The organism is Oribacterium sp. oral taxon 078 str. F0263 (assembly GCF_000469565.1).
Taxonomy (GTDB): domain Bacteria; phylum Bacillota; class Clostridia; order Lachnospirales; family Lachnospiraceae; genus Oribacterium.
Window position 1 is genome coordinate 64584 of sequence record NZ_KI273084.1, and the last position, 22800, is coordinate 87383.

Annotated in this window: 25 protein-coding genes; 1 reads left to right on the forward strand and 24 read right to left on the reverse strand. The window is 58.4% G+C overall.

The features are described 5' to 3' along the window. Nucleotides 1–16: 16 nt before the first annotated feature. From coaD to HMPREF1986_RS01410, 15 genes are all read right to left on the reverse strand, one after another. Entirely contained in the window at nucleotides 17–511 is a 495-nt protein-coding gene (coaD, locus tag HMPREF1986_RS01340; RefSeq protein WP_021772920.1) for a pantetheine-phosphate adenylyltransferase, read from the reverse strand. Next, nucleotides 508–1074 carry a 16S rRNA (guanine(966)-N(2))-methyltransferase RsmD gene (rsmD, locus tag HMPREF1986_RS01345; protein ID WP_021772921.1) on the reverse strand — a complete coding sequence of 189 codons (567 nt, stop codon included), beginning with the start codon at nucleotides 1072–1074 and terminating at the stop codon, nucleotides 508–510. The genes coaD and rsmD overlap by 4 nt, the downstream gene beginning before the upstream one ends. Before the next feature lie 186 nt (nucleotides 1075–1260). Further along, nucleotides 1261–3378: an ATP-dependent DNA helicase RecG gene (recG, locus tag HMPREF1986_RS01350; protein ID WP_330365107.1), complete on the reverse strand. Its 2118-nt coding sequence runs from the start codon at nucleotides 3376–3378 to the stop codon at nucleotides 1261–1263. A 197-nt stretch (nucleotides 3379–3575) separates the two neighbouring features. Further along, nucleotides 3576–5273 carry a DAK2 domain-containing protein gene (locus tag HMPREF1986_RS01355; protein WP_021772925.1) on the reverse strand — a complete coding sequence of 566 codons (1698 nt, stop codon included), beginning with the start codon at nucleotides 5271–5273 and terminating at the stop codon, nucleotides 3576–3578. A gap of 22 nt (nucleotides 5274–5295) precedes the next feature. Next, nucleotides 5296–5655, reverse strand: a complete 360-nt coding sequence (locus HMPREF1986_RS01360; protein WP_009215207.1) for an Asp23/Gls24 family envelope stress response protein — start codon at nucleotides 5653–5655, stop codon at nucleotides 5296–5298. A gap of 138 nt (nucleotides 5656–5793) precedes the next feature. Continuing rightward, nucleotides 5794–6000 carry a 50S ribosomal protein L28 gene (gene rpmB, locus HMPREF1986_RS12755; protein ID WP_081443163.1) on the reverse strand — a complete coding sequence of 69 codons (207 nt, stop codon included), beginning with the start codon at nucleotides 5998–6000 and terminating at the stop codon, nucleotides 5794–5796. Between the two features lie 170 nt (nucleotides 6001–6170). After that, nucleotides 6171–6599: a GerW family sporulation protein gene (locus HMPREF1986_RS01370; protein ID WP_009215205.1), complete on the reverse strand. Its 429-nt coding sequence runs from the start codon at nucleotides 6597–6599 to the stop codon at nucleotides 6171–6173. Next, nucleotides 6589–7698 carry a hypothetical protein gene (locus HMPREF1986_RS01375; RefSeq protein WP_021772926.1) on the reverse strand — a complete coding sequence of 370 codons (1110 nt, stop codon included), beginning with the start codon at nucleotides 7696–7698 and terminating at the stop codon, nucleotides 6589–6591. The genes HMPREF1986_RS01370 and HMPREF1986_RS01375 overlap by 11 nt, the downstream gene beginning before the upstream one ends. A gap of 42 nt (nucleotides 7699–7740) precedes the next feature. Beyond that, nucleotides 7741–8016: a hypothetical protein gene (locus tag HMPREF1986_RS01380; RefSeq protein WP_021772927.1), complete on the reverse strand. Its 276-nt coding sequence runs from the start codon at nucleotides 8014–8016 to the stop codon at nucleotides 7741–7743. 3 nt (nucleotides 8017–8019) lie between these two features. Next, nucleotides 8020–8553: a CinA family protein gene (locus HMPREF1986_RS01385; RefSeq protein WP_009215202.1), complete on the reverse strand. Its 534-nt coding sequence runs from the start codon at nucleotides 8551–8553 to the stop codon at nucleotides 8020–8022. Between the two features lie 4 nt (nucleotides 8554–8557). Next, nucleotides 8558–9100 carry a CDP-diacylglycerol--glycerol-3-phosphate 3-phosphatidyltransferase gene (gene pgsA / locus HMPREF1986_RS01390; protein WP_009215201.1) on the reverse strand — a complete coding sequence of 181 codons (543 nt, stop codon included), beginning with the start codon at nucleotides 9098–9100 and terminating at the stop codon, nucleotides 8558–8560. Further along, nucleotides 9084–10364 (reverse strand): 30S ribosomal protein S12 methylthiotransferase RimO, encoded by a 1281-nt coding sequence (gene rimO, locus HMPREF1986_RS01395; protein ID WP_021772928.1) that lies wholly within the window; start codon nucleotides 10362–10364, stop codon nucleotides 9084–9086. The genes pgsA and rimO overlap by 17 nt, the downstream gene beginning before the upstream one ends. Next, nucleotides 10364–10780, reverse strand: a complete 417-nt coding sequence (rpoZ, locus tag HMPREF1986_RS01400; RefSeq protein WP_021772929.1) for a DNA-directed RNA polymerase subunit omega — start codon at nucleotides 10778–10780, stop codon at nucleotides 10364–10366. Before rpoZ ends, rimO begins: the two co-directional genes overlap by 1 nt. Continuing rightward, nucleotides 10758–11402: a guanylate kinase gene (gene gmk, locus HMPREF1986_RS01405; protein WP_021772930.1), complete on the reverse strand. Its 645-nt coding sequence runs from the start codon at nucleotides 11400–11402 to the stop codon at nucleotides 10758–10760. The genes rpoZ and gmk overlap by 23 nt, the downstream gene beginning before the upstream one ends. Before the next feature lie 62 nt (nucleotides 11403–11464). Further along, nucleotides 11465–12346 carry a YicC/YloC family endoribonuclease gene (locus tag HMPREF1986_RS01410; protein WP_036598732.1) on the reverse strand — a complete coding sequence of 294 codons (882 nt, stop codon included), beginning with the start codon at nucleotides 12344–12346 and terminating at the stop codon, nucleotides 11465–11467. A 119-nt stretch (nucleotides 12347–12465) separates the two neighbouring features. Between HMPREF1986_RS01410 and HMPREF1986_RS01415 the strand changes: the two genes are divergently transcribed. After that, nucleotides 12466–14283 (forward strand): Rqc2 family fibronectin-binding protein, encoded by a 1818-nt coding sequence (locus tag HMPREF1986_RS01415; RefSeq protein ID WP_021772932.1) that lies wholly within the window; start codon nucleotides 12466–12468, stop codon nucleotides 14281–14283. A gap of 24 nt (nucleotides 14284–14307) precedes the next feature. Here HMPREF1986_RS01415 and HMPREF1986_RS01420 read toward each other — a convergent pair whose 3' ends face one another. The 9 genes from HMPREF1986_RS01420 to dapB all read right to left on the reverse strand — a co-directional run bounded on the left by HMPREF1986_RS01420 (nucleotide 14308) and on the right by dapB (nucleotide 22799). Further along, nucleotides 14308–15048, reverse strand: a complete 741-nt coding sequence (locus tag HMPREF1986_RS01420; RefSeq protein ID WP_009215195.1) for a YebC/PmpR family DNA-binding transcriptional regulator — start codon at nucleotides 15046–15048, stop codon at nucleotides 14308–14310. Nucleotides 15049–15125: 77 nt separating this feature from the next. After that, nucleotides 15126–16328 (reverse strand): alanine racemase, encoded by a 1203-nt coding sequence (alr, locus tag HMPREF1986_RS01425; RefSeq protein ID WP_021772933.1) that lies wholly within the window; start codon nucleotides 16326–16328, stop codon nucleotides 15126–15128. Between the two features lie 143 nt (nucleotides 16329–16471). Next, a complete protein-coding gene (locus tag HMPREF1986_RS01430; protein WP_021772935.1) occupies nucleotides 16472–17383 on the reverse strand; it encodes an NAD(P)H-hydrate dehydratase in 912 nt (303 codons plus the stop codon). A gap of 15 nt (nucleotides 17384–17398) precedes the next feature. Then, nucleotides 17399–17758 (reverse strand): holo-ACP synthase, encoded by a 360-nt coding sequence (acpS, locus tag HMPREF1986_RS01435; protein WP_021772936.1) that lies wholly within the window; start codon nucleotides 17756–17758, stop codon nucleotides 17399–17401. Continuing rightward, on the reverse strand, nucleotides 17755–18390 hold the full coding sequence (locus tag HMPREF1986_RS01440) for a redox-sensing transcriptional repressor Rex (protein WP_021772937.1): 636 nt from the start codon (nucleotides 18388–18390) through the stop codon (nucleotides 17755–17757). Before HMPREF1986_RS01440 ends, acpS begins: the two co-directional genes overlap by 4 nt. 560 nt (nucleotides 18391–18950) lie before the next feature. Further along, a complete protein-coding gene (locus HMPREF1986_RS01445) occupies nucleotides 18951–20237 on the reverse strand; it encodes an adenylosuccinate synthase (protein ID WP_021772938.1) in 1287 nt (428 codons plus the stop codon). 40 nt (nucleotides 20238–20277) lie between these two features. Continuing rightward, on the reverse strand, nucleotides 20278–20466 hold the full coding sequence (locus HMPREF1986_RS01450) for a hypothetical protein (RefSeq protein WP_009215189.1): 189 nt from the start codon (nucleotides 20464–20466) through the stop codon (nucleotides 20278–20280). Between the two features lie 100 nt (nucleotides 20467–20566). Further along, on the reverse strand, nucleotides 20567–22003 hold the full coding sequence (gene purB / locus HMPREF1986_RS01455) for an adenylosuccinate lyase (RefSeq protein ID WP_021772939.1): 1437 nt from the start codon (nucleotides 22001–22003) through the stop codon (nucleotides 20567–20569). Between the two features lie 31 nt (nucleotides 22004–22034). Further along, on the reverse strand, nucleotides 22035–22799 hold the full coding sequence (dapB, locus tag HMPREF1986_RS01460) for a 4-hydroxy-tetrahydrodipicolinate reductase (protein ID WP_021772940.1): 765 nt from the start codon (nucleotides 22797–22799) through the stop codon (nucleotides 22035–22037). Between the last annotated feature and the right edge of the window lies 1 nt (nucleotide 22800).

Genomic DNA, 22800 nt, shown 5'->3' on the forward strand with positions numbered 1-22800 from the left:
TCCTCACCCTCTGCCTTTATTCTGCGATAAAATCCGTCCCCAGCTTCCGATGAATTTCCCGAATCACATTCTCCGGCACAAAGGGACGGATGTCCCCGCCGTAGGAGGCGATCTCCTTCACGGTGCTGGAACTCAGATAGGAATATTTTAAGTTTGTCGTCAAAAAAACGGTATCGATGTCGGCCGCCATGACCTTATTCGTCTGTGCGAGCTGAAGCTCATACTCAAAGTCCGTCACCGCGCGGAGCCCGCGGACGATGACCGTGGCGCCGAGACTTCTCGCATAATCCACGGTGAGCCCCGAAAAGGAGCGCACCTCAACATTTTTAAGTCCTTTTATCAGAACGCTAATCATTCTAACACGTTCTTCCATAGAAAACAACGGGGTTTTTACGCTGTTCACGAGCACCCCCACAAAAAGTCTGTCAAAAATTTTCGCGCTTCTCTCGATAATATCCAGGTGCCCGAAGGTCACAGGATCGAAGGATCCCGGATAGAGCGCAATCCTCATGGCCGCTCCTCTCTCAGACGGAGAAAGACATGCTTATTCGTCTTATAGCACTTCTCCCGGATGAGCTCATAGTGCTCCGCCTCCCAGAGCTCCGCCCCCTCCTTAAGAGCGCATTCCAGGATAAAGACCGTCCTTCCGTCCACATACTCTTTCCCGGAAAGCCGCTGCAGTGCCCTCTCACAAAGTCCCTGGCCGTAGGGCGGATCCAGAAAAACCAGGCCGAAGTGATAGTCCCGTCTTTTAAGCTTCTCCAGAGCGGCTGCGTAGTCCCCGAAGATCAGCTCGGCCTGGTCCATGAGATGGGTGCGGACGAGATTTTCCTGAATGCAGGAGACGGCCTCCTTTCTGTTGTCGCAGAAAACGGCCCGCTTCGCCCCTCTCGAAAGAGCCTCGATGCCGATTCCTCCCGATCCCGCAAAGAGATCCAGGACCTCGGTCCCGGGGACATCAAACTGAATCATATTAAAAAGGGTCTCCTTGATGCGGTCCGTGGTCGGCCTCGTATCCATGGAATCCACCGTCCGAAGATTCATGCGCCTCGCGCTCCCTGCAATCACTCTCATATTTGACCTCATTCCCTGTCACTGCCCAAAGAGCCAGTCCGCCCTCTCTTTTCCGCTGCGATTCCCATCCCTCTGTCTGTTTCCCGCACTGCCATACTGTCCTCTCCTCCGCCCTGCCGTATGTCGATCCGAAAACAGGCCGTCTGCCGATTCGAAACAGGCCGTATGTCGGTCCGAAACAGGATTTCACAGCACCTCTCCCGCCTCTTCAAAGCCAAAGAGCCTTTTCCGAAGTTTTTCATTCCGTTTCTCCGAGAGCCCCGGATCCTCCTCCAGGATCTCCGCAGCGTCCCGGGAGGCTTCCTTCCAGAGCTCTTTGTCCCGGTAGATATCCGCAAAGCGAAACTGCAGCGCTCCGGACTGACGGATCCCGAAGAGCTCTCCCGGTCCGCGGAGCCTGAGATCCTCCTCCGCGATCCAAAAGCCGTCGTTTGAGCGGACAAGGACGGAGAGGCGCTCCCTCGACTTCTTCGAGTTTTTGCAGTCCAGCAGGATGCAGTAGCTCTGAAGGGCAGATCGTCCCACTCTTCCGCGGAGCTGATGGAGCTGGGCGAGCCCGAAGCGCTCGGCATTCTCGATCAAAATTACGCTGGCATTCGGGACATCGACACCGACCTCGACGACAGTGGTGGATACGAGGATGTCGATCTCGCGTCGGAGAAAGCTCTCCATGATCCGCTCCTTTTCCTCCGCTCTCATCCTCCCGTGGAGCCCCTCGATCCGGAATCCCTCCGGCAGAAAGGCCCGGAGCTTACGCTGATATTCCGAGACATTCTGAAGCTCCGGCTCTCCGTTATCCTCGATCATCGGGCAGATGATATAGGCCTGCCGCCCCTTTCTGCACTCCCCCGCGAGAAATCGCCACGCCTTTCCCCGCTCTCCCGCGCCGATCAGCGCATTCTTTACCGGAAGGCGCTCTGCCGGGCGCCCGGGGATGCGGGAGACCTGCATATCCTGATAGAGGAGGAGGGAGAGGGTCCGCGGGATCGGTGTCGCGGAGAGGAGAAGGATGTGAGGCCGGCTCCCCTTTTCCGAGAGGGCCTTCCTCTGCAGGACACCGAAGCGCTGCTGCTCGTCCGTCACGACGAGGGAGAGGGCCGGATAATGAATCCCCTCCTGAAAGAGCGCATGGGTCCCGAGGATGAGTCTCAGCTCTCCCTCCTCTATCCTCCGGCAAAGCTCTCTCTTCTCCCCCCGGCTCAAAGAGCCGGTGAGAAGCGCTGCCTCCCAGGGGAGAGAAAGCTTCTCCAGTATCTCCCTGAGCTTCTCATAGTGCTGGCGGGCGAGGAGCTCTGTCGGCGCCATCATGGCCGCCTGGAAGCCGGAGGAGGCCGCGAGGAAGAGAGCGTAAAAGGCGACGACGGTCTTCCCCGATCCCACATCTCCCTGCAAAAGGCGGTTCATCACAAAGCCGCCGGAGAGCTCCCCTTCGATCTCCCGGATCGCTTCCCTCTGCCCCTCCGTGAGAGAAAAGGGGAGGGAATACAGGAAGCGCTCCGCCTCCTCCCTCTCTGTGAGGAGAAAGCGGCTTCTTTCTCCGCTCCGCTCCCGCTTCCTCCTTAAGAGCGCGAGAGAAAAAAGCAAAAGCTCCTCGTAGGAAAAGCGCTCCCTCGCAAGAAGCGCTTCCTCCTCGCTCCCGGGGCAGTGAACGGCGGAAAGGCTCTCATAGAGCCCGGGGAGATCCCGCCTCCTTCGGAGAGTCTCCGGGATAAAGTCAAAGGCATGAAGAAGAGAGGGATCCTCAGAGAAGTGGAGAAGAGCCGCCCGGACCGCCTTTCGGATCGTCTGTCCGGAGAGTCCCGCGCTCTTCGGATAGACCGGCTCCGGGACGCCCTGCATCTTCTTATACTCCTCCCTCGAAAAAAGCTTCGGCTGCTCCATGAAAAGCCTTCCCCGGAAGCGGGAAACTCTCCCGTAAAAGACGAAGCTCTCTCCCGCGCGAAGTCTTTTTTTCAGAAAAGGGGAATGAAACCAGCGGAGAAAGAGCCTTCCGGACAGATCCCCGGCGGAGACCGTGAGCGTCACGAGCCCGTTTCCCCGAAACAGCCTGGCATCCCCCAAAAGAGAGGCATAGACCGCCTCCCTCTCCCCCTCTCTGAGCTCAGACACCGCGCGGAGCGGCGGGTAGAGGAGATAATCCGTCGGAAAATAAAAGAGGAGCTCCTCTGCCGAATGAATTCCGAGCCTTCGGAAGATCTCCTCCGTTTTCGGCCCGACCCCCTTCAGAAGCTGAAGCTCCATCCCGATTCCCTTTCCCCGGCGGGCGGAAGCAGAAGAAAATATCCCCTCTGCCTTCCGCCGCAGTCTGTGCTCCTCCCGGTCTTTCCTCTCTTATACCGCTTATCCTGCGATCGCCGTAGCCATGGCTTCCTTTTCCTTCGTCAAAATCCAGGAAGCCGCCGGCTTTCCCTGCCGGCTTCTCCCTCTCTCCGAGAAAAGCCCTCTGAACTTTTACAGCGATGCCCTTCCCATTTGGGCGGGGTGAAATCCCAGCCTTATTCTTATTCCACCGAGATGAAATAATAGTAGACGGGCTGTCCCCCGGGCTGAAGCTCAAGCTCCTGCTCCGGATGCTCTTCCCGCAGCTTTTTGGCAAGCTGCTCCGCCTCCTCCTCCCGCACATCCTCTCCGTAGTAGAGGGTGATGATCTCGGAATCCGGTCTTAGCATAGCGTTCAGAGCTTCGGAAACGGCCTCCTGCACCGTCTCTGAAACCGAGAGCAGTCCCCGGTCTCCGATGCAGATGATGTTTCCCTCCGCGATGGCCCTCCCCTCGATGACCGTGTTCCGCACCGCATAGGTGACTTCGGCAGAGCTGACCTTAGACATGGCCTCCTTCATCGCCTTCTCGTTCTCCTCCACCCCCATGTCCGGGCTGAAGGCGATCATCGCGCTGATCCCCTGGGGGATCGTCAGAGAGGGAATCACATGGAGCTCCCCTCCCTCCGAGAGAGCCGCCGCCTGATTGGCCGCGAGGACGATGTTTTTATTGTTCGGAAGGATAAAGATATGCTTTGCTCTGAGTCCCTCTGCGGCCTTCAGGATGTCCTCCGTGGACGGATTCATCGTCTGTCCCCCGGAGATGATTCTGTCCGCTCCGATCCCTTTAAAGACCTCCGAGAGCCCCTCTCCGGCACAGACGGCGAGAAAGGCAAAGTCCTTCTCCTCCGCTTCCTCCTCTGCCTTTTCCCTCTCGAGGCTCTGCATCGCAGCGATCCTCGAGGCATCCCGGATCAGTCTCTCGTTATGCTCAAGGCGCATATTGTCGACCTTCATCTTCGAGAGATAACCCATGGAGAGTCCCTTTTCGAAGGCGTTTCCGGGGTGGTTCGTGTGGACATGGACCTTTATGATATTTCCGTCGGAGAAGCAGACGATGGAATCCCCCACTCCCTCCAGCCAGCTTCGGAGTGCCTCCACCTCCTCTTCTCTGAACTCGTGCTCGCCGTTTATCATAAATTCCGTACAATAGCCAAAGCGGATATCCGCTGTGGAAAGCTCTCCGCTCCGACTTCCCTCTCCCGAGGGAAGAGGCGCTCCCTCTCCGCTCCCCGGATCCCCGAGTTCCAGCTTAAGCTCCGTCTTTTCCCCCTTCAGGGAGAGAAGGGCGCCGTAGAGGACCGTCATGAGCCCCTTCCCGCCGGAGTCGACGACACCGGCTTCCTTCAAAACCGGAAGCAGCTCCGGTGTCTTTTCGAGCACCTCGTCTCCGTACTCCAGCACCTTTTCCAGAATGGGAATCAGTCCCTCCTCGGAGACAGCGAGCTCCGTCATGCGCTCCGCCACTCCCTTCGCGACGGTCAGGATCGTCCCCTCCTTCGGCTTCATGACGGCGCGGTAGGCGGTCTCCACAGCCCGGTTGAAGGCTCTCGCGAGGACCGGAGCGTCGATCACGCCGCTCTCTCTGAGCTCCTTCGTGAAGCCGCGGATCAGCTGGGAGAGGATGACTCCGGAGTTTCCTCTCGCGCCGCGAAGTGAGCCGCCCGCCATGGCCTTCGTGACATTTTCGATGTCAGGCTCCTCGATATCGGCTACCTCCCTCGCGGCTGAAAGGATCGTCATCGTCATATTGGTTCCGGTATCGCCGTCCGGGACCGGGAAGACGTTCAGCTCGTTGATGAGCTCCTTTTTCTCATTCAGCAGGCTGGCTCCGGCCAGAAAGGCCTCCTTGAGCTGTCCTGCGCTTATCTGATTCCCCACAGCTAACTATCCTCCTTCATCCTCAGTCGATCAGCCGCACGCCTTCCACATAGACGCTCACACGGTTCACCTTCATGCCCGTGAATTCCTCCAGCTTATAGCGGACGCTCTCTGTCAGGTTGCCGCAGACCGCCTGTATGCTCACGCCGTAGGCGACAATCACGTGGAAGTCGAGATCAATCTCGTTGTTTACGATGTTGACGGTGATCCCCTTTCTGAGACTCTCGTCGCGGAGCAGACGCGCGATGCCGCCCTCTCTCATGGAAAGCTTCGCCATGCCCACAATGCCAAAGCAGCCCACCGCCGTGGTTCCCGCGTAGGTCGCGATGACATCGGATGAGATCTGTATCTCGCCCATTTTCGAAGCGATCTTAGCCTTCATAAAGATTTCCTCCCTCTAGTCCGTCTTTTCGCCCATTATACAACAAGTCCGGACTCCTGAAAAGCGGAGCGGGGCGCCAAAAAGGGGGCATGCGATTCCCTCGCCATGCCCCCCGGCTCATTTCTCTCTCTTCCCCGATCACGCCTTCGCGCTTCCGGAAATCGCCCGCTCCACCTTGCCGGATCTCAAGCAGGAAGTACATACATACATCTTCTTTGTACCGCCATCTACCTTTACTCTGACCGACTTGACATTAGCTCTCCAAATCTTGTTGGATCTTCTATGTGAATGGCTCACCTGGTTTCCGAAATGAACTGCCTTCCCACAAATCGCACACTTAGCCATGGTTGCACCTCCCTCTTTGCAGATTTCGCGGCTTTCAACGCGACTGAACTATGATAGCAAAGTTCCCCGCAGATTGCAAGTATTAAAAGCCGCTCTCCCTGCTGCTTCGCTCTCTTCTTATCCGAAAAAGCCCTTTTTCAGAGCGCCCTCCTGCAATCCCGGCCCCGGACTTAGTCCAGCTCCTCGATCGTAATCTCCGGCTCAGCGCCCTTCATGAGGTCCTCCGCCTTCTTCTCCGCGCTCTTTGAGACCTGGCTTCCGCCTGTAAAGCGGTCCAGAAGCTCCGGGAGCAGCTCGAGCAGCTTTTCGACCGCGTCCTGGCTCTTCACATGGATGAGCTTCGACCTGCCGTTTTGGATGATGAGCATGGCGCTCGGCGTGATCTTTGAGCTCATCGCGGCCGCGGAGGCTGTCCCGTTTTTCCTGTCTCTGTTTTGGAGAAAGCCGCCGGAAGCCATGCCGCAGCTCACCTCGATGAGCGGAACCAGCGTCGCATCCCCAATCTGCACGGGCTCTCCGACGACGGTCTTCGTATTGACGAAGCCGTCGAGTCCCCGGAAAACGCTCTCCATCAGCTCCTTCACATTCTCATTCGCCATCTCTTTCCTCCCTGGGTCCCCGCCTCTTAGAGCGGGCGCTGTCCGCACGGGATCCCGGTCCCTCCGACCGCCCGGGCTCTCCCTCCTCCATCTCTTTCCCTTCCCGCTTTTCCCTCTCTCCGCCTGCGCCGGAAACAAGTCTTCTGATTCTTCTGTCCATGAGAAGCGGGATTCCCAAAAGGACGAGATGGATCAGGCGGATATGTCCCCTTCCATGGATCCAGCCCTCCAGGCGCTTCTCCCCAAAGTGAGGCTCCAGGGAGAGCTCCCTCCCGTAGAGCGGATAGAAAAAGCTCAGGAGCTCCAGAAGCTTTCCGAGAAGATAAGGGTCCTCCATGCCGAAAATGATCTCTCCCCGCAGTCTCCTTATCCTCCAGTGCCGGAGAAGAGAGCGGAGCTTTCGAAGGATTTTAAGGAGCGCTTCCCTGTTTTCTTCCAAAAGGAGAAGACGGAGTCTCTTTACCCCATCCCTGGAACTCTCCTTCTCTCCCGCCGCCGGACCGCGCGTCCTCTCCCCCGCTTCTTTCCCCTCCTGCCCCAGATCATCGGGAGCGGGACCGGGAGGCGGCTCGATTTCTTCCTCCGCTCTTTCCCCTGATATTTCAGCTTCGCGTTTCTCAGGGGGAAGGCCGGGCTGCAGCTCTCTGGCGGTGGGAGGGAGCGAATCGGATGCATCAGAGGAAGAACAAGTCCTATTCTCTGTCCCTTCCTCCGCTCTTCCCTCTGATTTCTCGGGGGAGAAATCAGTCCGCAGCCCCCTGGCGGCGGGACGGGGCGAATCGGATGCATCAGGAGAAGGGCCCGAACGGGGCATTTCCTCCCGGCTCTCCTCCCCGCTGTCCAGCAGGGTGAAAAGAAAAAGCTTCGCCTGAAAGGAGAGCTCTCTTTCATAGCCTGCCCAAAAGCGAAAGAGGCCGAAGAGGAAGCGGACGGAGAAATGGGCGCGATTCTCCCCCTCTTTGCTCCGGGCTGCCTCGAAGCGATAGGAAAACGGGGAGAGAAGCAGGAGAAGGAGGAGGAGAAGGATCAGGCAAAAAAGAAGGAGGATGAGGAAGAGAAGGGTCTTCAGAACCGCGAGGAGAATCCCTATAATAAGCATCTTGTCTCGCTCCTCCCTTCCGGACGGGCGGCGCCTTTTCCCTTATTCCTCCCGCGAAAGCCGTTCCTCCACCATCTTTTGCAAAAGCCGAAACGTGTCCGGGCGTCCATAGCCGATCCCCAGGATCAGAAGATCCCGCTCCTTAAAGTGCGGCTCCAGAAGCCAGTAGGAGGGGTAGATCTCAAAGAGCCTCGGCGGCTCGGCCTCCGCGATGAGGAAGGCCCCCGGCTGGAAGCGCCCTTTCTCGATATTCTCCAGGAGATAACGCCTGTGCTTTTTGGCATGTGCCCCGAAGCGGAGCTCTTCTGCGAAGCGCATCCGCTATACAAATTTCTCCACCACGGTATTTTTTACCATGAGGAGCGCCTTCTCTACGGTCTGCTCTCGGATCTCTCTCCGATCTCCCTCGAAGTGAAACTCCTCGACCCGGGTCTTTCCCCTGGCACAGACCGCGATATAGACCAGTCCCACCGGCTTATCCTCCATCCCCTCCGGCCCGGCATTCCCCGTCACCGCGACGCTGAGATCCGCCTCGGACTCCATCATCGCGCCGATTGCCATCTCTCTGGCCACCGGCGCGGAGACGGCCCCCTCCTTCCGGAGGAGATCCTTCTTCACGGAGAGCACCTTCCTCTTCGCCTTATTGGAGTAGGTGATATAGCCGACCTTGAAGCAGTCCGAGGCCCCGGGGACAGAGGTCAGCGCCGCCGCGACCAGGCCGCCGGTCAGGCTCTCCGCCGTCGTGATGGTGAGCTTTCTCTCCCGGAGCAGCTGCACCAGCTGCTCCTCGATCGGGCTGTCCTTGATCCTGTCCAGGAGCTGGCTGAGCTCCTTTTTATCCTTCTTCTCTCCCATCAGATCAAAGTCCTCCTTCCGTCAGCACATGAAGATTTTTTCGGATATAATCGCAGAGGGAAATTATGGTCAGCGCCAGCGCGAGGAACAGAAAAAGCTCCGTCGCAGGCCGGAGCGGCTCGAGATTCAGAATCAGAAGAATCACGAGAAGCATCTGAGAAACCGTCTTCCACTTCCCCCACCAGGAGGCCGCGATCACAATGCCCTTGTCCGCCGCTACGAGACGAAAGCCTGAGATGATAAACTCCCTCGCGATAATGATAATCCCATACCAGGCGGGAAGCTCCCGGAGCTCAATCATAGAGATGAGAGCGGAGGAGACTAAAAGCTTATCCGCCAGAGGGTCCATGAACTTCCCGAAATTCGTGACAAGATGATACCTTCTTGCGATCTGTCCGTCGAGAAAGTCCGTGAAGGAGGCGAGAGAAAACACGGCGAGCGCCGCGATCCGAAACCCCATCTCCTCTCCGCCCCGAAAGAGGAGGAGAAAGACAAAGACCGGGACCAGCAGCACTCTGAAAAGCGTCAGTTTATTGGGTAGATTCATCCAGCTCTCCTATCAGGTCATAGCCCCGGCTCCCCGTGATCCTGACCTGCCGCATGTCCCCGGCCAAAAGGTTCCTCCGGGATCCCGCATTGACATAGACGAAGCTGTCGATCTCCGGCGCATCCATATAGGAGCGCGCGATATAATGCTTCGCCCCGGGATCATAGGCCGTGATCAGGACGCGGAGCCTCCTTCCGATCTGCTCCTCCGCCTTCTCAAAGGCGATGCCCTGCTGAAGCTCCATAAGCTTTTTCCGTCTCTCGCGCTTCAGCTTCTCCGGGAGCTGTCCCTCCATCTCTGCCGCCGCGGTCCCCTCCTCTCTCGAGTAGGGAAAGACGCCGAGGCGGTCGAAGCGGAGCTCCCTTGTGAAATCGAGAAGCTCCTGGAAGTCCTCCTCGCTCTCCCCGGGAAAGCCCGTGATGAGCGTCGTCCGAAGAGTGATGTCCGGGATCTCCCTCCGTAAAAGTGCGATCTTCTCCCGGAGCTCCGAGGCTCTGGTTCTCCGGCGCATGCGGCTTAGAATCCGGTCCGAGGCATGCTGGATCGGAAGATCCAGGTAATGGCAGAGCTTCGCGTTATCCCTGATCTCCCGGATGAGCGGAAGCTCGATCTCCTCGGGATAGCAGTAGAGCAGCCGGATCCACTCGATGCCTTCGACAGCGGAGAGCCTTTGTATGAGCTCGGGGAGCGCCTTCCTCCCGTAGAGATCCGTGCCGTAGAGCGTAGTCTCCTGCGCGACCAGATTCAGCTCCTTCACTCCTCTCAGAGAAAGCTGCTCCGCCTCCCGGAGAAGATGCTCCATCGGAATGGAGCGGTAATGCCCCCGGAGCTTCGGTATGATGCAGTAGCTGCAGTATTTGTCGCAGCCCTCCGCGATCTTAAGATAATCGCTGTACTGCTCCCCGCTTGCGACCCTCTCCATCTGGAGATCCAGCCTGCTCAGATAGTCGCTCACGCCGATTACCTCGTCCACCTCCGGGAGCTCCTTCCGGATCTCCTCCCGATACCGTTCCGCGAGGCAGCCGGCGACAAGCAGCCTTTGCAGTCGGGCAGTCTTTTTATACTCCCCAAGGGCGAGGATCGTCTGGATGCTCTCCTCCTTCGCGGGTCCGATGAAGGAGCAGGTGTTTACGATGGCGAGCTCCGCCTCCTCCGGATCATCCGTCACAGAGGAGCCGGGATACTTCAGGAGGAGGGAGGAGAGCAGCTTCTCGGAGTCCACCCGGTTTTTATCGCAGCCCAGCGAGACCATGTAGAGCTTCATCAGGCCTCGCTGTCGGACTCGTAGTCGTCCTCTCCGTAAGCGCTCTCCGCGCCCTCGTCCTCCTCGTCTCTTTCCTCTTCGTCCTCCTCGGAGTCCTCAAAGCCGTCGTTCTCCTCATCCTCCTCCGCGCTGTAGGAGGCGTAATCCCTCTGCCCTGTGGGGAGGGAGTCCGGGCCGTCCTCCTCCAAAGAGCCTCTCTCGATCGTCACGACATTTTTCGAGATCTCCTCGATCGCGATGGAAAGAGGCTTCTTCCCCTCCTCCCCCGGGAGAAGAGGCTCCGAACCGTCAATGATCTGCCGGGCCCTCTTCGCCGATGCGATGACCACCGAGTAGCGGGATTCGACATCCTTCTCTCTGTCCTCTCTGCCGCTGTTGATGGAATGGATTAAATCATGATAGGTTGGCCGCAGCATTTTCGATCCTCCTAAGGTCTTTTCTGATGCACTCGATGATATCGAGATGCGCGCTCGCCCGGTCATGGGAAGCGCGTATAAGATTATGCAGGTTTTCCGTACAGGTGTCAATATCCTCATTCACGAGGATATAGTCATAGGCTTCGACGCCGTCCGCCTCTGCGACCGCTCTCATAAGTCGCCGGTGGACCGCAGAGAGCTCCTCTGTCCCCCTCCCGATTAAGCGCCTTCTCAGCTCCTCCGCACTGGGAGGGGTCAGAAAGACGAGGATGGCATCCGGGAATTTCTGCTTGATTTTCAGGGCCCCCTGGATCTCGATCTCCAGGATCACATCCTTTCCCTCCTCCCGCTTCTCCTCCACGAAGGCTCTGGGCGTCCCGTAGTAATGGTCCACATATTTGGCATACTCCACGAGCTCATCCCGGTCGATCATCTCCTCGAAGCAGTCCTTATCCACGAAGAAATACTCTCTCCCCGAGCATTCGCCCGGTCTCGGCGCCCTCGTCGTCGCGGAAATCGAGAGCGCGTAGCCGTCGTAGCGCTCCATCAGCCTCCTCATGATCGTGCCCTTTCCGGCGCCGGAGAAGCCGGATACCACAACCAGCAGTCCCTTTTCCATCATTCCTTCCGCTTTCCCCTCTCTTCCAGATTACATAGCTCTTCTGCCTGGGTTTTCTCTCTCTTCTACTCCAGGTTCTGTACCTGCTCCCTGATCTTCTCTATGAGTGTCTTAAGATGAATCGCATCCTCGGAGACAAGCATGTCATTCGCCTTTGAGAGGACGGTATTGGCCTCCCGGTTCATCTCCTGCGCGAGGAAGTCGAGCTCCCTTCCCACCGTTCCTCCCTCTGTGAGCTTCCGCCTCATATTGTCGATATGACTGTGAAGGCGGACGAGCTCCTCATCCGTGCACAGCTTATCCGTGTAGAGGACCATCTCCTGCATGAGCCTCCCCTCATCGATCTCCGTATCGCTGAGAAGCTCGCTGAGCTTCTCCCGGAGATGTCTCTCATGGAGACGCACGATCTCCGGGGATCTTTTTTCTATCTTTTGGACGATTTCCTCCATCTCCCGGAGCTTTGCGAGGAGATCCTCTCCGAGGTTTGCTCCCTCCGCCTCCCGGTTCTCAAGGAAGGACTCCAGCGCCTCTGTGAGACAGGGATTCAGGCGCGCCCAGAGCTTCTCCCGGTCCCCTTCCTCCTCTGTCAGAAGGAGGACATCCGGAAATTCCGCGATGCGGCTCGCCTGCGGTTCATTTCGGATCGAAAGCGCCTCCGCGATCTGTGAGAGCGCCGCGTAATACTCCCTTGCGAGGGAGAGGTTCAGACAGAGCTTTCCCCTCTCCACGGAAAAATCCTCATACATCAAGTAGAGATCCAGCTTGCCCCGGGAGAGATAGTCCTTCACTCTCTTTCGAATCCTTCCCTCCAGTGCATTGAATTTCTTCGGCATCCGGAGATTAAGATCCAGGAAACGGGAGTTCACGGATTTTAATTCCACGGAGATCCTAATATCGGAAAGCGTCTGCTCAGAGCGGCCAAATCCCGTCATACTTCTCAATGCCATCCTCTGCCCCCCTCCTGCGCTCACTTGCCAAGCATTTGTGAAATCACTATAATAGTATGATTATAATGCACTTGTCCTGATATTTTCAAGTTCGGAAGGGCAGAAAGGGAATTTAATCTATGGCATACGATGGATTTATGGTCTCTGCCAGTGTAAAGGAGTTCAGGAAATACCTCTGCGGCGGAAAGCTCTCTAAGATCATACAGCCGGAGCGAGACGAGATTCAGCTTCTCATCCGAAGGCAGAAGGAAAGCTTCCGTCTTCAGATCTCGGTGAATCCCTCTCTCCCTCTCTGCTGCATCACAGAGGAAGGAAAGCCCGCCCCGGCAATCGCGCCGGGCTTTTGCATGTCTCTCAGAAAGCAGATCGGAAACGGGACGATCGTCTCGATCCATCAGCCGGGAAAAAGCCTCTCCGAGGAGGGGCTTGAGAGGATCATCGTCCTTGAGATCGAGTGCTTCGATGAGCTCGGAGACCGCGTGAGGCGCTATCTCGTCACGGAGCTCATGGGAAAATATTCCAATCTGATCCTTCTCCGGGAGGATCTCACGATCCTCGACGCGATCCGGCGGATCTCCGCCTCTCAGTCCTCCGTGCGGGAGGTTCTCCCAAACCGAAGCTATTTCATCCCCTCTCAGGCCGGAAAGGAAAATCCGCTCTCTCTCACGGAAAATCGCCTTTCGGAGCTTCTCCTTCGGGAGGAGCTCCCTCTCTACCAGGCGCTCTATCGGAGCTTGACCGGCTTCAGTCCTCTGAGCAGCCAGGAGCTTTGCTTCCGGGCAAAGCTCGACCCGGATCTTCCGGCCTCAGAGCAGGAGAAAGAGAAGCTTTCCCTTCTGTATCGGAAGCTAAGGGAAGCTCTCACGCAGGATCCGGATCCCTGTCTCCTCTACCAGGGAAGAGGAAGGGACAGTGAGGCGAAGGACTTTTCGGCGCTCTACCTCTTCTCCTATGAGGGCCGGGCATCCGATCCGGAGGAGGATCCCGCTCCCGGGAAGGAAAGCTTTCGCCTCGAACGGGTAGAAAGCGTCTCCGCCCTGATCCGCCGCTTCTATTCGGAAAAGGACCGGCAGAGCCGAATCCGCCAAAAAAGCGGGGATCTCCGAAAGCTTCTCACCACCCTGCTGGAGCGATCCGCAAAGAAGCTCTCCCTCCAGGAAAAGCAGCTGAAGGACACGGAGGGCCGGGAGCGCTACCGCGTCTACGGCGAGCTTCTCCACACCTATGGCTACTCCTTAAAGGGAGGGGAGACGGAGCTTCGATGTGAAAATTTCTATGACGGAAAGGAGATCTCTGTTCCTCTTCGGAGCGATCTCACGGCCTCCGAAAACGCGCAGCGCTACTTTGAAAAATATGACAAGCAAAAGCGCACTGAGCAAAAGCTCAGTGCGCAGCTTCAGGAAAGCCGAAATGAGCTTCTCCATCTCCAGTCCATCCTCAGCGCTCTGGAGCTCTCGGAGGGAGAGGCGGAGCTTCAGGAGATCCGGCAGGAGATGGAGGACTACGGCTTTCTCCGGAAGAGTCCTGGGAAGAAAAAGCTCCGGGAGAGCGAGAAGGCGAAGCCTCTCCGCTTCCTGTCCTCCGACGGCTATGAGCTCTATGTGGGAAGGAACAATTATCAGAATGAAAAGCTGAGCTTTCAGCTTGCGGACGGGGGAGACCTATGGTTCCATGTAAAGAATTCCCCCGGCTCCCACGTCATCGCAAGAACCGGGGGAAAGCCCCTCGAGGAGCTCCCGGACCGCCTCTTCCTGGAGGCCGCCTCCCTGGCCGCCTTCTATTCCTCCCGCAGAAAGGAGCAGAAGGTCGAGGTGGACTACACCTTCCGAAAGGAGTTAAAGAGAGTGCCGGGCGCAGCCCCCGGCTTTGTGATCTATCACAGCAACTACTCTCTCAGCGTCATGCCCGAGAGAAAGCTTGAGGAGCTCTCCTCTTAGCCCCTCAGGCTTCCCTCTCATCCGCTACTCCTCCTCCCAATTGGTATAGACATTTTGCACATCGTCGGACTCCTCGAGAAGGTCCAGTGTCCGCCGGAGATTTTTCACAGCCTCCTCCTCGGTCACAGAGACATAGTTTTGCGGGATCATGACGATATCGGCCTCCGCCATCGGGATCCCCTGCTTCTCCAGCTCCTCCCGGACCGAGGAAAAGTCCTCCGGAGAGGTGAGAATCTCATAGGAGTCCTCTTCCTCCCGGATGTCCTCCGCCCCGGCCTCGAGCGCAAGCTCCATCAGACTGTCGAAGTCCTTGTCCAGATCCTCCATGGCTTCCTTGTCCAGGATGATCTGCCCCTTTTCATCAAAGAGGAAGGAGACGGAGCCCTGCGTCCCAAGAGATCCCCTCCCCTTCGCAAAGGCAGAGCGCACGTCCGCCGCGGAGCGGTTTTTGTTGTCAGTCAGGGCCTTCACGATGATGGCGACGCCGTTTACGCCGTAGCCCTCGTACTGAAGCTCCTCGAAATTCACGCTTTCCAGTGATCCCGCGGCCTTCTTGATGCCGTTGTTTATCGTATCATTCGGCATATTATTCGCCTTCGCCTTCGCGATGACATCCCTGAGCTTACTGTTGCTCGCCGGGTCCGCGCCGCCCTGCTTCACGGCGAGCGCGAGCTCGTGTCCGATGACGGTAAAGATCTTTCCCTTCGCGGCGTCGTTCTTTTCCTTCTTTGCTTTGATATTCGAAAACTTTGAATGTCCTGACATAAACCTCTCCCTGACTGTATTGCTGAAAACTGTGCAAGCTGATGCGGCGGATCCATCTCCGCAATTTCTCTTCCGGGCTAAAAGCAGGCGGAAAAGTCCCGGTACTCCTCGGAAAAGCAGTCCTTCCTCCCCGCGAGCTCCCCGCCCCGAAGATAGAGTCTCGGCACCCTCTTCCCAAGACCGCAGAGGACTTCATAGGGGAAAGCGCCGAGCCTCTCCCAGTCATAAAGACCGATCTCCTCCTCTCCGTCCCTCCCGAGCAGAGTGACTCTGTCTCCGCGCCGCACGCCAAGCCCCGTCACATCCGCCATAAACTGATCCATGCATATCCGGCCGAGGATCGGGCAGCGCCGCCCCCGGATCAAAACCTCCGCCCGATTGGAGAGAAGCCTAGGCAGGCCGTCCCCATAGCCCAGCGGAATGACCGCAAGCTCCGTCTCCCGCTCTGTCGTGAAGGTCCTCCCATAGGATATGGGGGAGGAAGCCGGAAGTCTGCGGACAGCGGAGACCTTCGCGAACCAGGAGAGCGCCGCTTTTAAGGGGAGGCGTGCGCTCTCTGCCGCGCGGGAGGGATAGATGCCGTAGAGAGCGATGCCGTCCCTCACCATATCAAAGTCCGTCCCGATCGATGCGATGATGCCGGCGGAGTTTGCGCAGTGCCGGATCGGGATCGACAGCCCTCTCTCCGAGAGCTTCTCACAAAAGCGCCGGAAGCGTTCCCGCTGTAAAAAGGAGAATTCCTTATCCGCCTCATCCGCCGTCGAAAAATGGGTGAAGATCCCCTCGACCTTCAGATTCGGAAGTGCGGCGATCGAGAGCGCAAGCTCCGCGGAGCCCTCCTCTTCCGAGGCTATACCGATCCGCCCCATCCCCGTATCCACGGCGAGGTGCAGTAAGGCCGTGCACCCCGCCTCTCCGGCCGCTTTCGAAAGAGCCTTCGCCTGAGAGAGGAGGAAGACCGCCGGCCGGATCCTCCTCTCAAGGAGTATGGGATAGGCGCGGTCCGAGACCGCGCCGAGGACGAGAATCGGCTTTTGGAATCCGTGGGCGCGGAGGAGCGCCCCCTCCTCCGGCGTCGCAACTGCGTAAAAATCCGAAAGATCATCGATCGCGGAAGCCACGGCGGGGGCTCCGTGCCCGTAGGCATCCGCCTTCAAAACCGCGCAGAAACGGCAGTCCTTTGGCAGAAGCTTCCTCGCGTTCCTCACATTTTCCCGGATGATATCGAGATCCACCAGCGCATAGCTTCTGTCGTAGATCTCTTCATAATCCCTTTCCATTAAAAAATCCCCTCTTCCCGTCTTCCGATCTCTTCCTCCCGCGCTTTCGCCCCCGCGCCGGAAAAGGAAAAGCCATGCTTTTTCATACCGGCTTTCGGCGGCTGCCTCCGATAAAAATCCGAAGGCAGGATTCCCGGCATCTATCAGCGGGGAGGCGCGTTTACCGCCTCTAACGCAAGACCGAGCATATCTGCAGTATCTCCCGCGAGAACGCCGTGCTGTCCGAAGCGCTCCGCTGCGAGTCTCCCCGCAGTCACATGCGCCGAGATCCCGAGAGCTGCCGCGCGGTACAAAAGCGCCGCGCTGCTCTCCCCGCTCCCCTTCTCCGCCCGGAGGATCTCAAAGATCCCGGCGATGCAGCCGCACAGCACATCCCCGCTCCCCGCCTTTGAGAGCGCGGGAGATGCCGTCCTGTTCTGGAAGTAGCGCTCCGCCCCCCTCGAAAAGAGGAGGCTGTGGGAGCCCTTTACGATGAGGAGGAGATCATGCCTCCTGGCAAAGACCCTCCCGACTCGCATCGGATCCTTCAAGATCTCCTCCAGCTCCCGTCCCGTCAGCCTGGCGAGCTCTCCCGGATGCGGGGTGAGCAGTACCGGGGAGCTCGGCGCAGTGCGGTAGAGATACTTCCTCGCCTGCGGGTCCTCCGAGACGATATTCAGCGCATCCGCGTCCATGATGAGCGGGATACGGATCTGACGGAGCGCCTCCTCCACGAGGGCTCTGGCCTCCTCGCTCTGAGAGAGCCCCGGCCCCATGACGCAGAGATCCGCCCAGCGAAACTCCTGCTCCAAAAGCGCCTCGAGCTCCTCCTGCTCCCGGTAGAGGGAGAGCACCGCCTCGGGGATCAGAAGCTGGAGAGGAATACGGTTCTCCTCCGATGTGACGATTCTCACAAGTCCCGTCCCGCTCCGATAGGCCGCCCGCGCACAGAGCGCGGCCGCGCCGCACATCCCGGGAGAACCCGCCAGGATGAGGAGCTTCCCGTAGCTCCCCTTGTGGGAGTTCAGAAGTCTGGCCGGAACGCTCCCGAAGCTCTTTATCGTATCCTCCAGCATGCCTCCTCCTTCCTTTCAGCCCTCCAGAAGAGCCTGCGCCATGACAAGCTCTCTCGTATCGGAGATAGAGACAAGGATTCTCCTTCCGCCAAGCCTCTCATAGAGCGCCCTCGCTCTGCCGTACAGAACGACATAGGGCTTTCCGGCGGGGTCACGGAGCACCTCGACCTCCGGGAGTGAGAAGGCGGAAAGTCCCGTCCCAAAGGCCTTGGAAAGCGCCTCCTTCACGCAGAAATCCCCCGCGAGAACCGCGCTTCTCCCCGCCGCATGGGAGAGCTCCCGCTCTGTGAAGATCCTATTGAGCCCTGTCCGGCGTCTCAGAAGGCGCTCCATCCTCCCGATCTCCAAAAGATCACAGCCAATCCCCAAAATCATGATTCCGAGAGCTCCCTCATCCGATAGGAGAGCCGCATCAGGGACTCGGAGAGGTGGACGTTTTCGACGACCACCTGCTCCGGAAGCTCCAGATCCACGGGGGCGAAGTTCCAGATCCCCTTGATGCCCAGAGAGACCAGCCTCTCCGCAACAGACAGGGCGGCATCCTTCGGAATGCAGAGGGCGGCGAGCCTCGGCTCTGACTCCTCGATCGCCCGCTCCAGCTCCTCCATCGGAAGCACCTTGAGCCCTGCCACCTCCGTTCCGATGAGCTCCGGCTTTACATCAAAGACGGCCCGCAGGAGAAAGCCCCTCTTTTGGAAATTGCTGTAGTTTGCGAGAGCCTGTCCCAGATGCCCCGCTCCCACGAGGATCATGCTGTGCTCCTCGTCCAGACTCAGAATCCTTGCGATCTCGTCATGGAGCTTTTGAATCCGGTATCCGTAGCCCTGCTGCCCGAAGCCACCGAAGTTATTTAAGTCCTGCCGGATCTGCGAGGCCGTGAGCTTCATCCTCTTTGAGAGCTCATTCGAGGAGATCCGCTCCAGTCCCTGCTCCATCAGCTCCTCCAGGTAGCGGTAGTACCTGGGGAGGCGCTGGATAACTGCCTGTGAAATCTCTTTCTTTGCCATGATCCCCCCAAACGAAGATGATTCGCCGTCCGGCAAATCACCGCCAATATAAACTTCGTTTCCGCGGGCCTTGTCCGGGCCCGGGCTTTTCCGCTGCCTTTGCGTTTCGATCCGCCGTTTGCCCGCCTGGCGCGGAACTCTCTCGATCCGAGTCTGACTGATGATAGCCTCCGGGCTCGGGCTCCGGCTTCGGTCAGGAGTGTTTCGATCCGCCGTTTGCCCGTCTAACGCGGGGCTCTCTCGATCCGAGTCTGCCTGGTGACAGTCTTCTGCGATCGGGCTCCGGCTTCGGTCAGGAGTATTTCGATCCGCCGTTTGCCCGTCTAACGCAGGACGCTCTCACTCCGGCTGCCGCGGCCAGCGGCGCGTAAGCGATTTACAGAACCAAATCGCTAAGCGCCGGGGCGGCAGACGGCCTGCTTTTCGACGGCCAAAGCGGCAGATCGGCGGCAATATCCGGCGGAGCTCCGATTCTCTCGGCTTCAGCCAGCTGTCAGACTTCTACGCTTTTTCTTCGCTTCTTCGAAGCGAAGGACTCGGCTTCAGCCGATCTCCCACGCTTATAGTCTCGGTGTTCTTTTCAGGATTTCATGGCGGCCGGGGCCGTTCGAGACCATCGTGATCGGAACTCCGATTTCCTTTTCGATAAAGTCGACATAGGCTCTGCAGGCCTCCGGGAGCGCGTCATAGCTTTGGATCCCGCGGATATCGGAGCCCCAGCCAGGGAGCACGGTGTAGACCGGCTTCGCTCTCCCGAGCTTTGCGCTCACAGGAAAGTCCTTCGTTTGGCTTCCGTCAATCTCATAGGCGGTGCAGACCTTGATCTCCGGGAGATAGCCGAGCGGGTCGAGCACGGTCAGGGCGGCCTCTGTGGCTCCCTGGAGCTCACAGCCATAGCGGGAGGCCACAGCGTCATACCATCCCACCCTTCTCGGGCGGCCCGTCGTCGCGCCGTACTCCCCCTTGTCCCCTCCTCTTTTCCGAAGCTCCTCCGCCTCCTCGCCGAAAAGCTCCGAGACAAATTCACCGGCTCCCACAGCGGAAGAATAGGCCTTCGTCACCGCGATGATGTCCCGGATCTCATAGGGCGGGATGCCGGCTCCCACAGCGCCGTAGGCGGCGAGGGTGGAGCTCGAAGTCACCATCGGATAGATGCCGTGGTCCGGGTCCTTCATCGTCCCGAGCTGTCCCTCCAGAAGAACCGTCTTTCCCTCTCTCAGTGCCTTCCGCAAAAAGCGGGAGCAGTCCGAAAGATAGGGGCGGATCAGCTCTCTCTCCTTCCGAAGCTCTATGAGAAGCTCTTCACGGTCGAGGAGAGGCTTCCCGTAGAGAGTTTTAAGAAGCGAATTCTTGATCTCGACCAGCTTTGCGATCCGCTCCTCGAGGATCTCTTCGCTGAAAAGCTCATTGGTCTGAATCCCGATCTTCGCAAACTTATCGGAAAAGAAGGGGGCGATGCCGGATCTCGTGGAGCCATAGCTCTTCCCGCCGAGCCTCTCCTCCTCATAGCTGTCCAGAAGCTTATGGCAGGGCAGCACGACCTGTGCCCGGTCCGAAACCAGAAGCTTCGGCTTCGGGACTCCCGCCTCCTCTAAGGCGGCGAGCTCCTCGATCAGCTTCGGAATATCCAGCGCGACGCCGTTTCCGAGCACGGATGTGGTATGCTCATAAAAAACGCCGCTCGGAAGGAGATGCAGGGAAAATCTCCCGTAATGATTGATGATGGTGTGTCCGGCATTGGCTCCCCCCTGAAAGCGGACGACGATGTCCGAGCTCTCGGCGAGCATATCCGTAATCTTTCCCTTCCCCTCGTCTCCCCAGTTGGCGCCCACTATCGCTCGTACCATATTTCTCCCCTTTCTTTCCGCCCCGCAAACATCCCGCTCCTCATTTTTCCTTTACAAGCCCCGTGAACCAAAGAAAGATATAGATCAGGGACGGAATCACAATGAGGCAGAAAAGGACGCCGAGAATGCGCTCCTTCGCCGCCCCCGTAAAGGCAAAATACAAAAGGAGAAACAGGAGGACGGCAAAAAGAAGCAGGGCCAGTATGGCGAGAATCCGTCTCCAGTTCATACTCCTCTCCCTTCGTTTATCGTTTCCCTGTCCTCCTTGGCCGCCGTCTGAAGCATTCTGCCGTCCGGCGGAAAAGGCTTTCCCCTCCGACCGCCGAATTTCAAAGCTTGATCTCCGCCTTCATCCCCAGGGACTCTTTGTTTTCCTCGAGGAGCGGCCGGACAAAGTCCCTCAGGAATTCCTCCACCTGCTCGGGGGCGCGGCCGATATAACGCTCCGGCCGCAAAGACTTTTTCAGCTCCGACAGACTCAGGCGGAAGGCGGGGTCTGCCGCGATCCTTTCCAGGAGGTCATTTTCTCTTCCCTCCTCCTTCACCGCCCTCCCCGCCTGCATCGAGAGAAGCCGGATCTTTTCGTGGAGCTCCTGCCGGTCTCCCCCCGCCTTTACCGCATCCATCAGGATATTCTCCGTCGCGAGGAAGGGAAGCTCCGACAGGATGTGCTTCTCGATGACCTTCGGATAGACGATGATGCCGTCCACCACATTCATGAGGAGCTCCAGGACCGCATCCGCCGCGAGAAAGCCCTCCGGGAGGGAGAGCCTTCGGTTTGCGGAGTCATCCAGGGTCCGCTCAAAGCACTGCGTGGAGGCCACCAGCATCGGATTCATAAGGTTGCTCATGAGAAAATCGGAGAGGGATGCGATCCGCTCCGATCTCATGGGATTTCTCTTATAGGCCATGGCGCTGGAGCCGATCTGCTGCTTTTCGAAGGGCTCCTCCAGCTCCTTCAGCTGCTGAAGCAGACGGATATCGTTCGTCATCTTGTGCGCAGACTGGCCGATAGAGGAAAGGACAGAGAGAACGCGGAAGTCGAGCTTTCGGGAATAGGTCTGACCGGAGACCGGATAGCAGGAGGAAAATCCCATCTTTTCCGCGATCTTTTGGTCCAAAGCCCGGCAGCTCTCCTGTGAGCCCCCGAAGAGCTCGAGGAAGGAGGCCTGGGTTCCGGTGGTTCCCTTCGAGCCGAGAAGTCGGATTCCGGAGAGCACGTAATCCAGATCCCGAAAATCCTGGAGGAAGTCCTGAAGCCAAAGACTCGCCCTCTTCCCGACTGTCGTCGGCTGCGCCGGCTGAAGATGCGTAAAAGCGAGAGTTGCGAGGCCGCGGTATCTCTCCGAAAAATCCGCCAGCAGCTTCATGACATTCAGAAGCTTCCCCCGGAGCAGGGTGAGCGCCTCTCTCATGATAATGAGATCCGTGTTGTCCCCCACATAGCAGGAGGTCGCCCCGAGGTGAAGGATTCCCCTCGCGGCGGGGCACTGAAGGCCATAGGCATAGACATGACTCATGACATCATGCCGGACCTCCCTCTCCCGCCTCTCCGCGTCCTCATAATTGATGTCATCCCGGTGTGCGCGGAGCTCTGCGATCTGCTCCTCCGTGATCGGAAGGCCGAGCTCCTTCTCCGCCTCCGCCAGCGCGATCCAAAGACGCCTCCAGCTCCGGAATTTGTGCTCCGGAGAGAAAAGATACTGCATCCTCTCCGAGGCATAGCGCCCCGTGAGCGGAGTCTGATAGCTGCTTCGCGTAAGCATCCTGCCCCCTCTCCTTCCTGCGGGCTCCCGATCAGGAAGCAAACAAAACATCCCTCATGCTGTAGAGCCCCGGCTCCCTTCCCGCGATCCAAAGGGCCGCGCTGAGCGCTCCCTTTGCGAAAATCCCCCGGGAATAGGCTGTATGACTCAGCGTGAGGATCTCATCCTCTCCGGCAAAGATGAGCTCATGGACCCCGGGAATGCTCCCTCCCCTGAGGGAGCTGATGCCGATCTCCTGCTTCGGGCGGGGCGTGCGGCGCTTCGTTCTGTCGAAGACCCTCTCAAGCCTCTCTCCGATCGCCTCATCTACCGCGTCCGCGAGCATGAGGGCTGTGCCGGAGGGCGCATCCTTCTTCCTCCGATGATGCTCCTCCAAAATCTCAATGTCAAAGCCCCTCTCGTAGAGCTTTGCCGCGGAGAGCTTTACAAGCTCTGTCAGAAGATTGATGCCGAGGGACATATTGGCGCTTCGGAGGATCGGAATCCGGCGGGAGGCCTCCTCGAGCAAAGAAAGCTCCTCCTCCGAGAGCCCGGTCGTACAAAAGACCAGGGGCTTTCCCCTTTCACAGGCGTAGCGCAGGAGTCCCCCGGCCGCCTCCGGGACCGAAAAATCGACAATGACATCGAAGTCCTCCCTGATCTCGGAGAGCTCCCTGTAGAGCGGAAAGGGACGGGATATCCCCTCCTCCCCGGCCCGGCGGTCCACGCCGGCGACGATCCCTGTTTCCCCGCCGGACAGGGCGGAAATCTTCTCCCCCATCACGCCGCAGGCCCCGTGCAGCAGTATTCTGAGCATA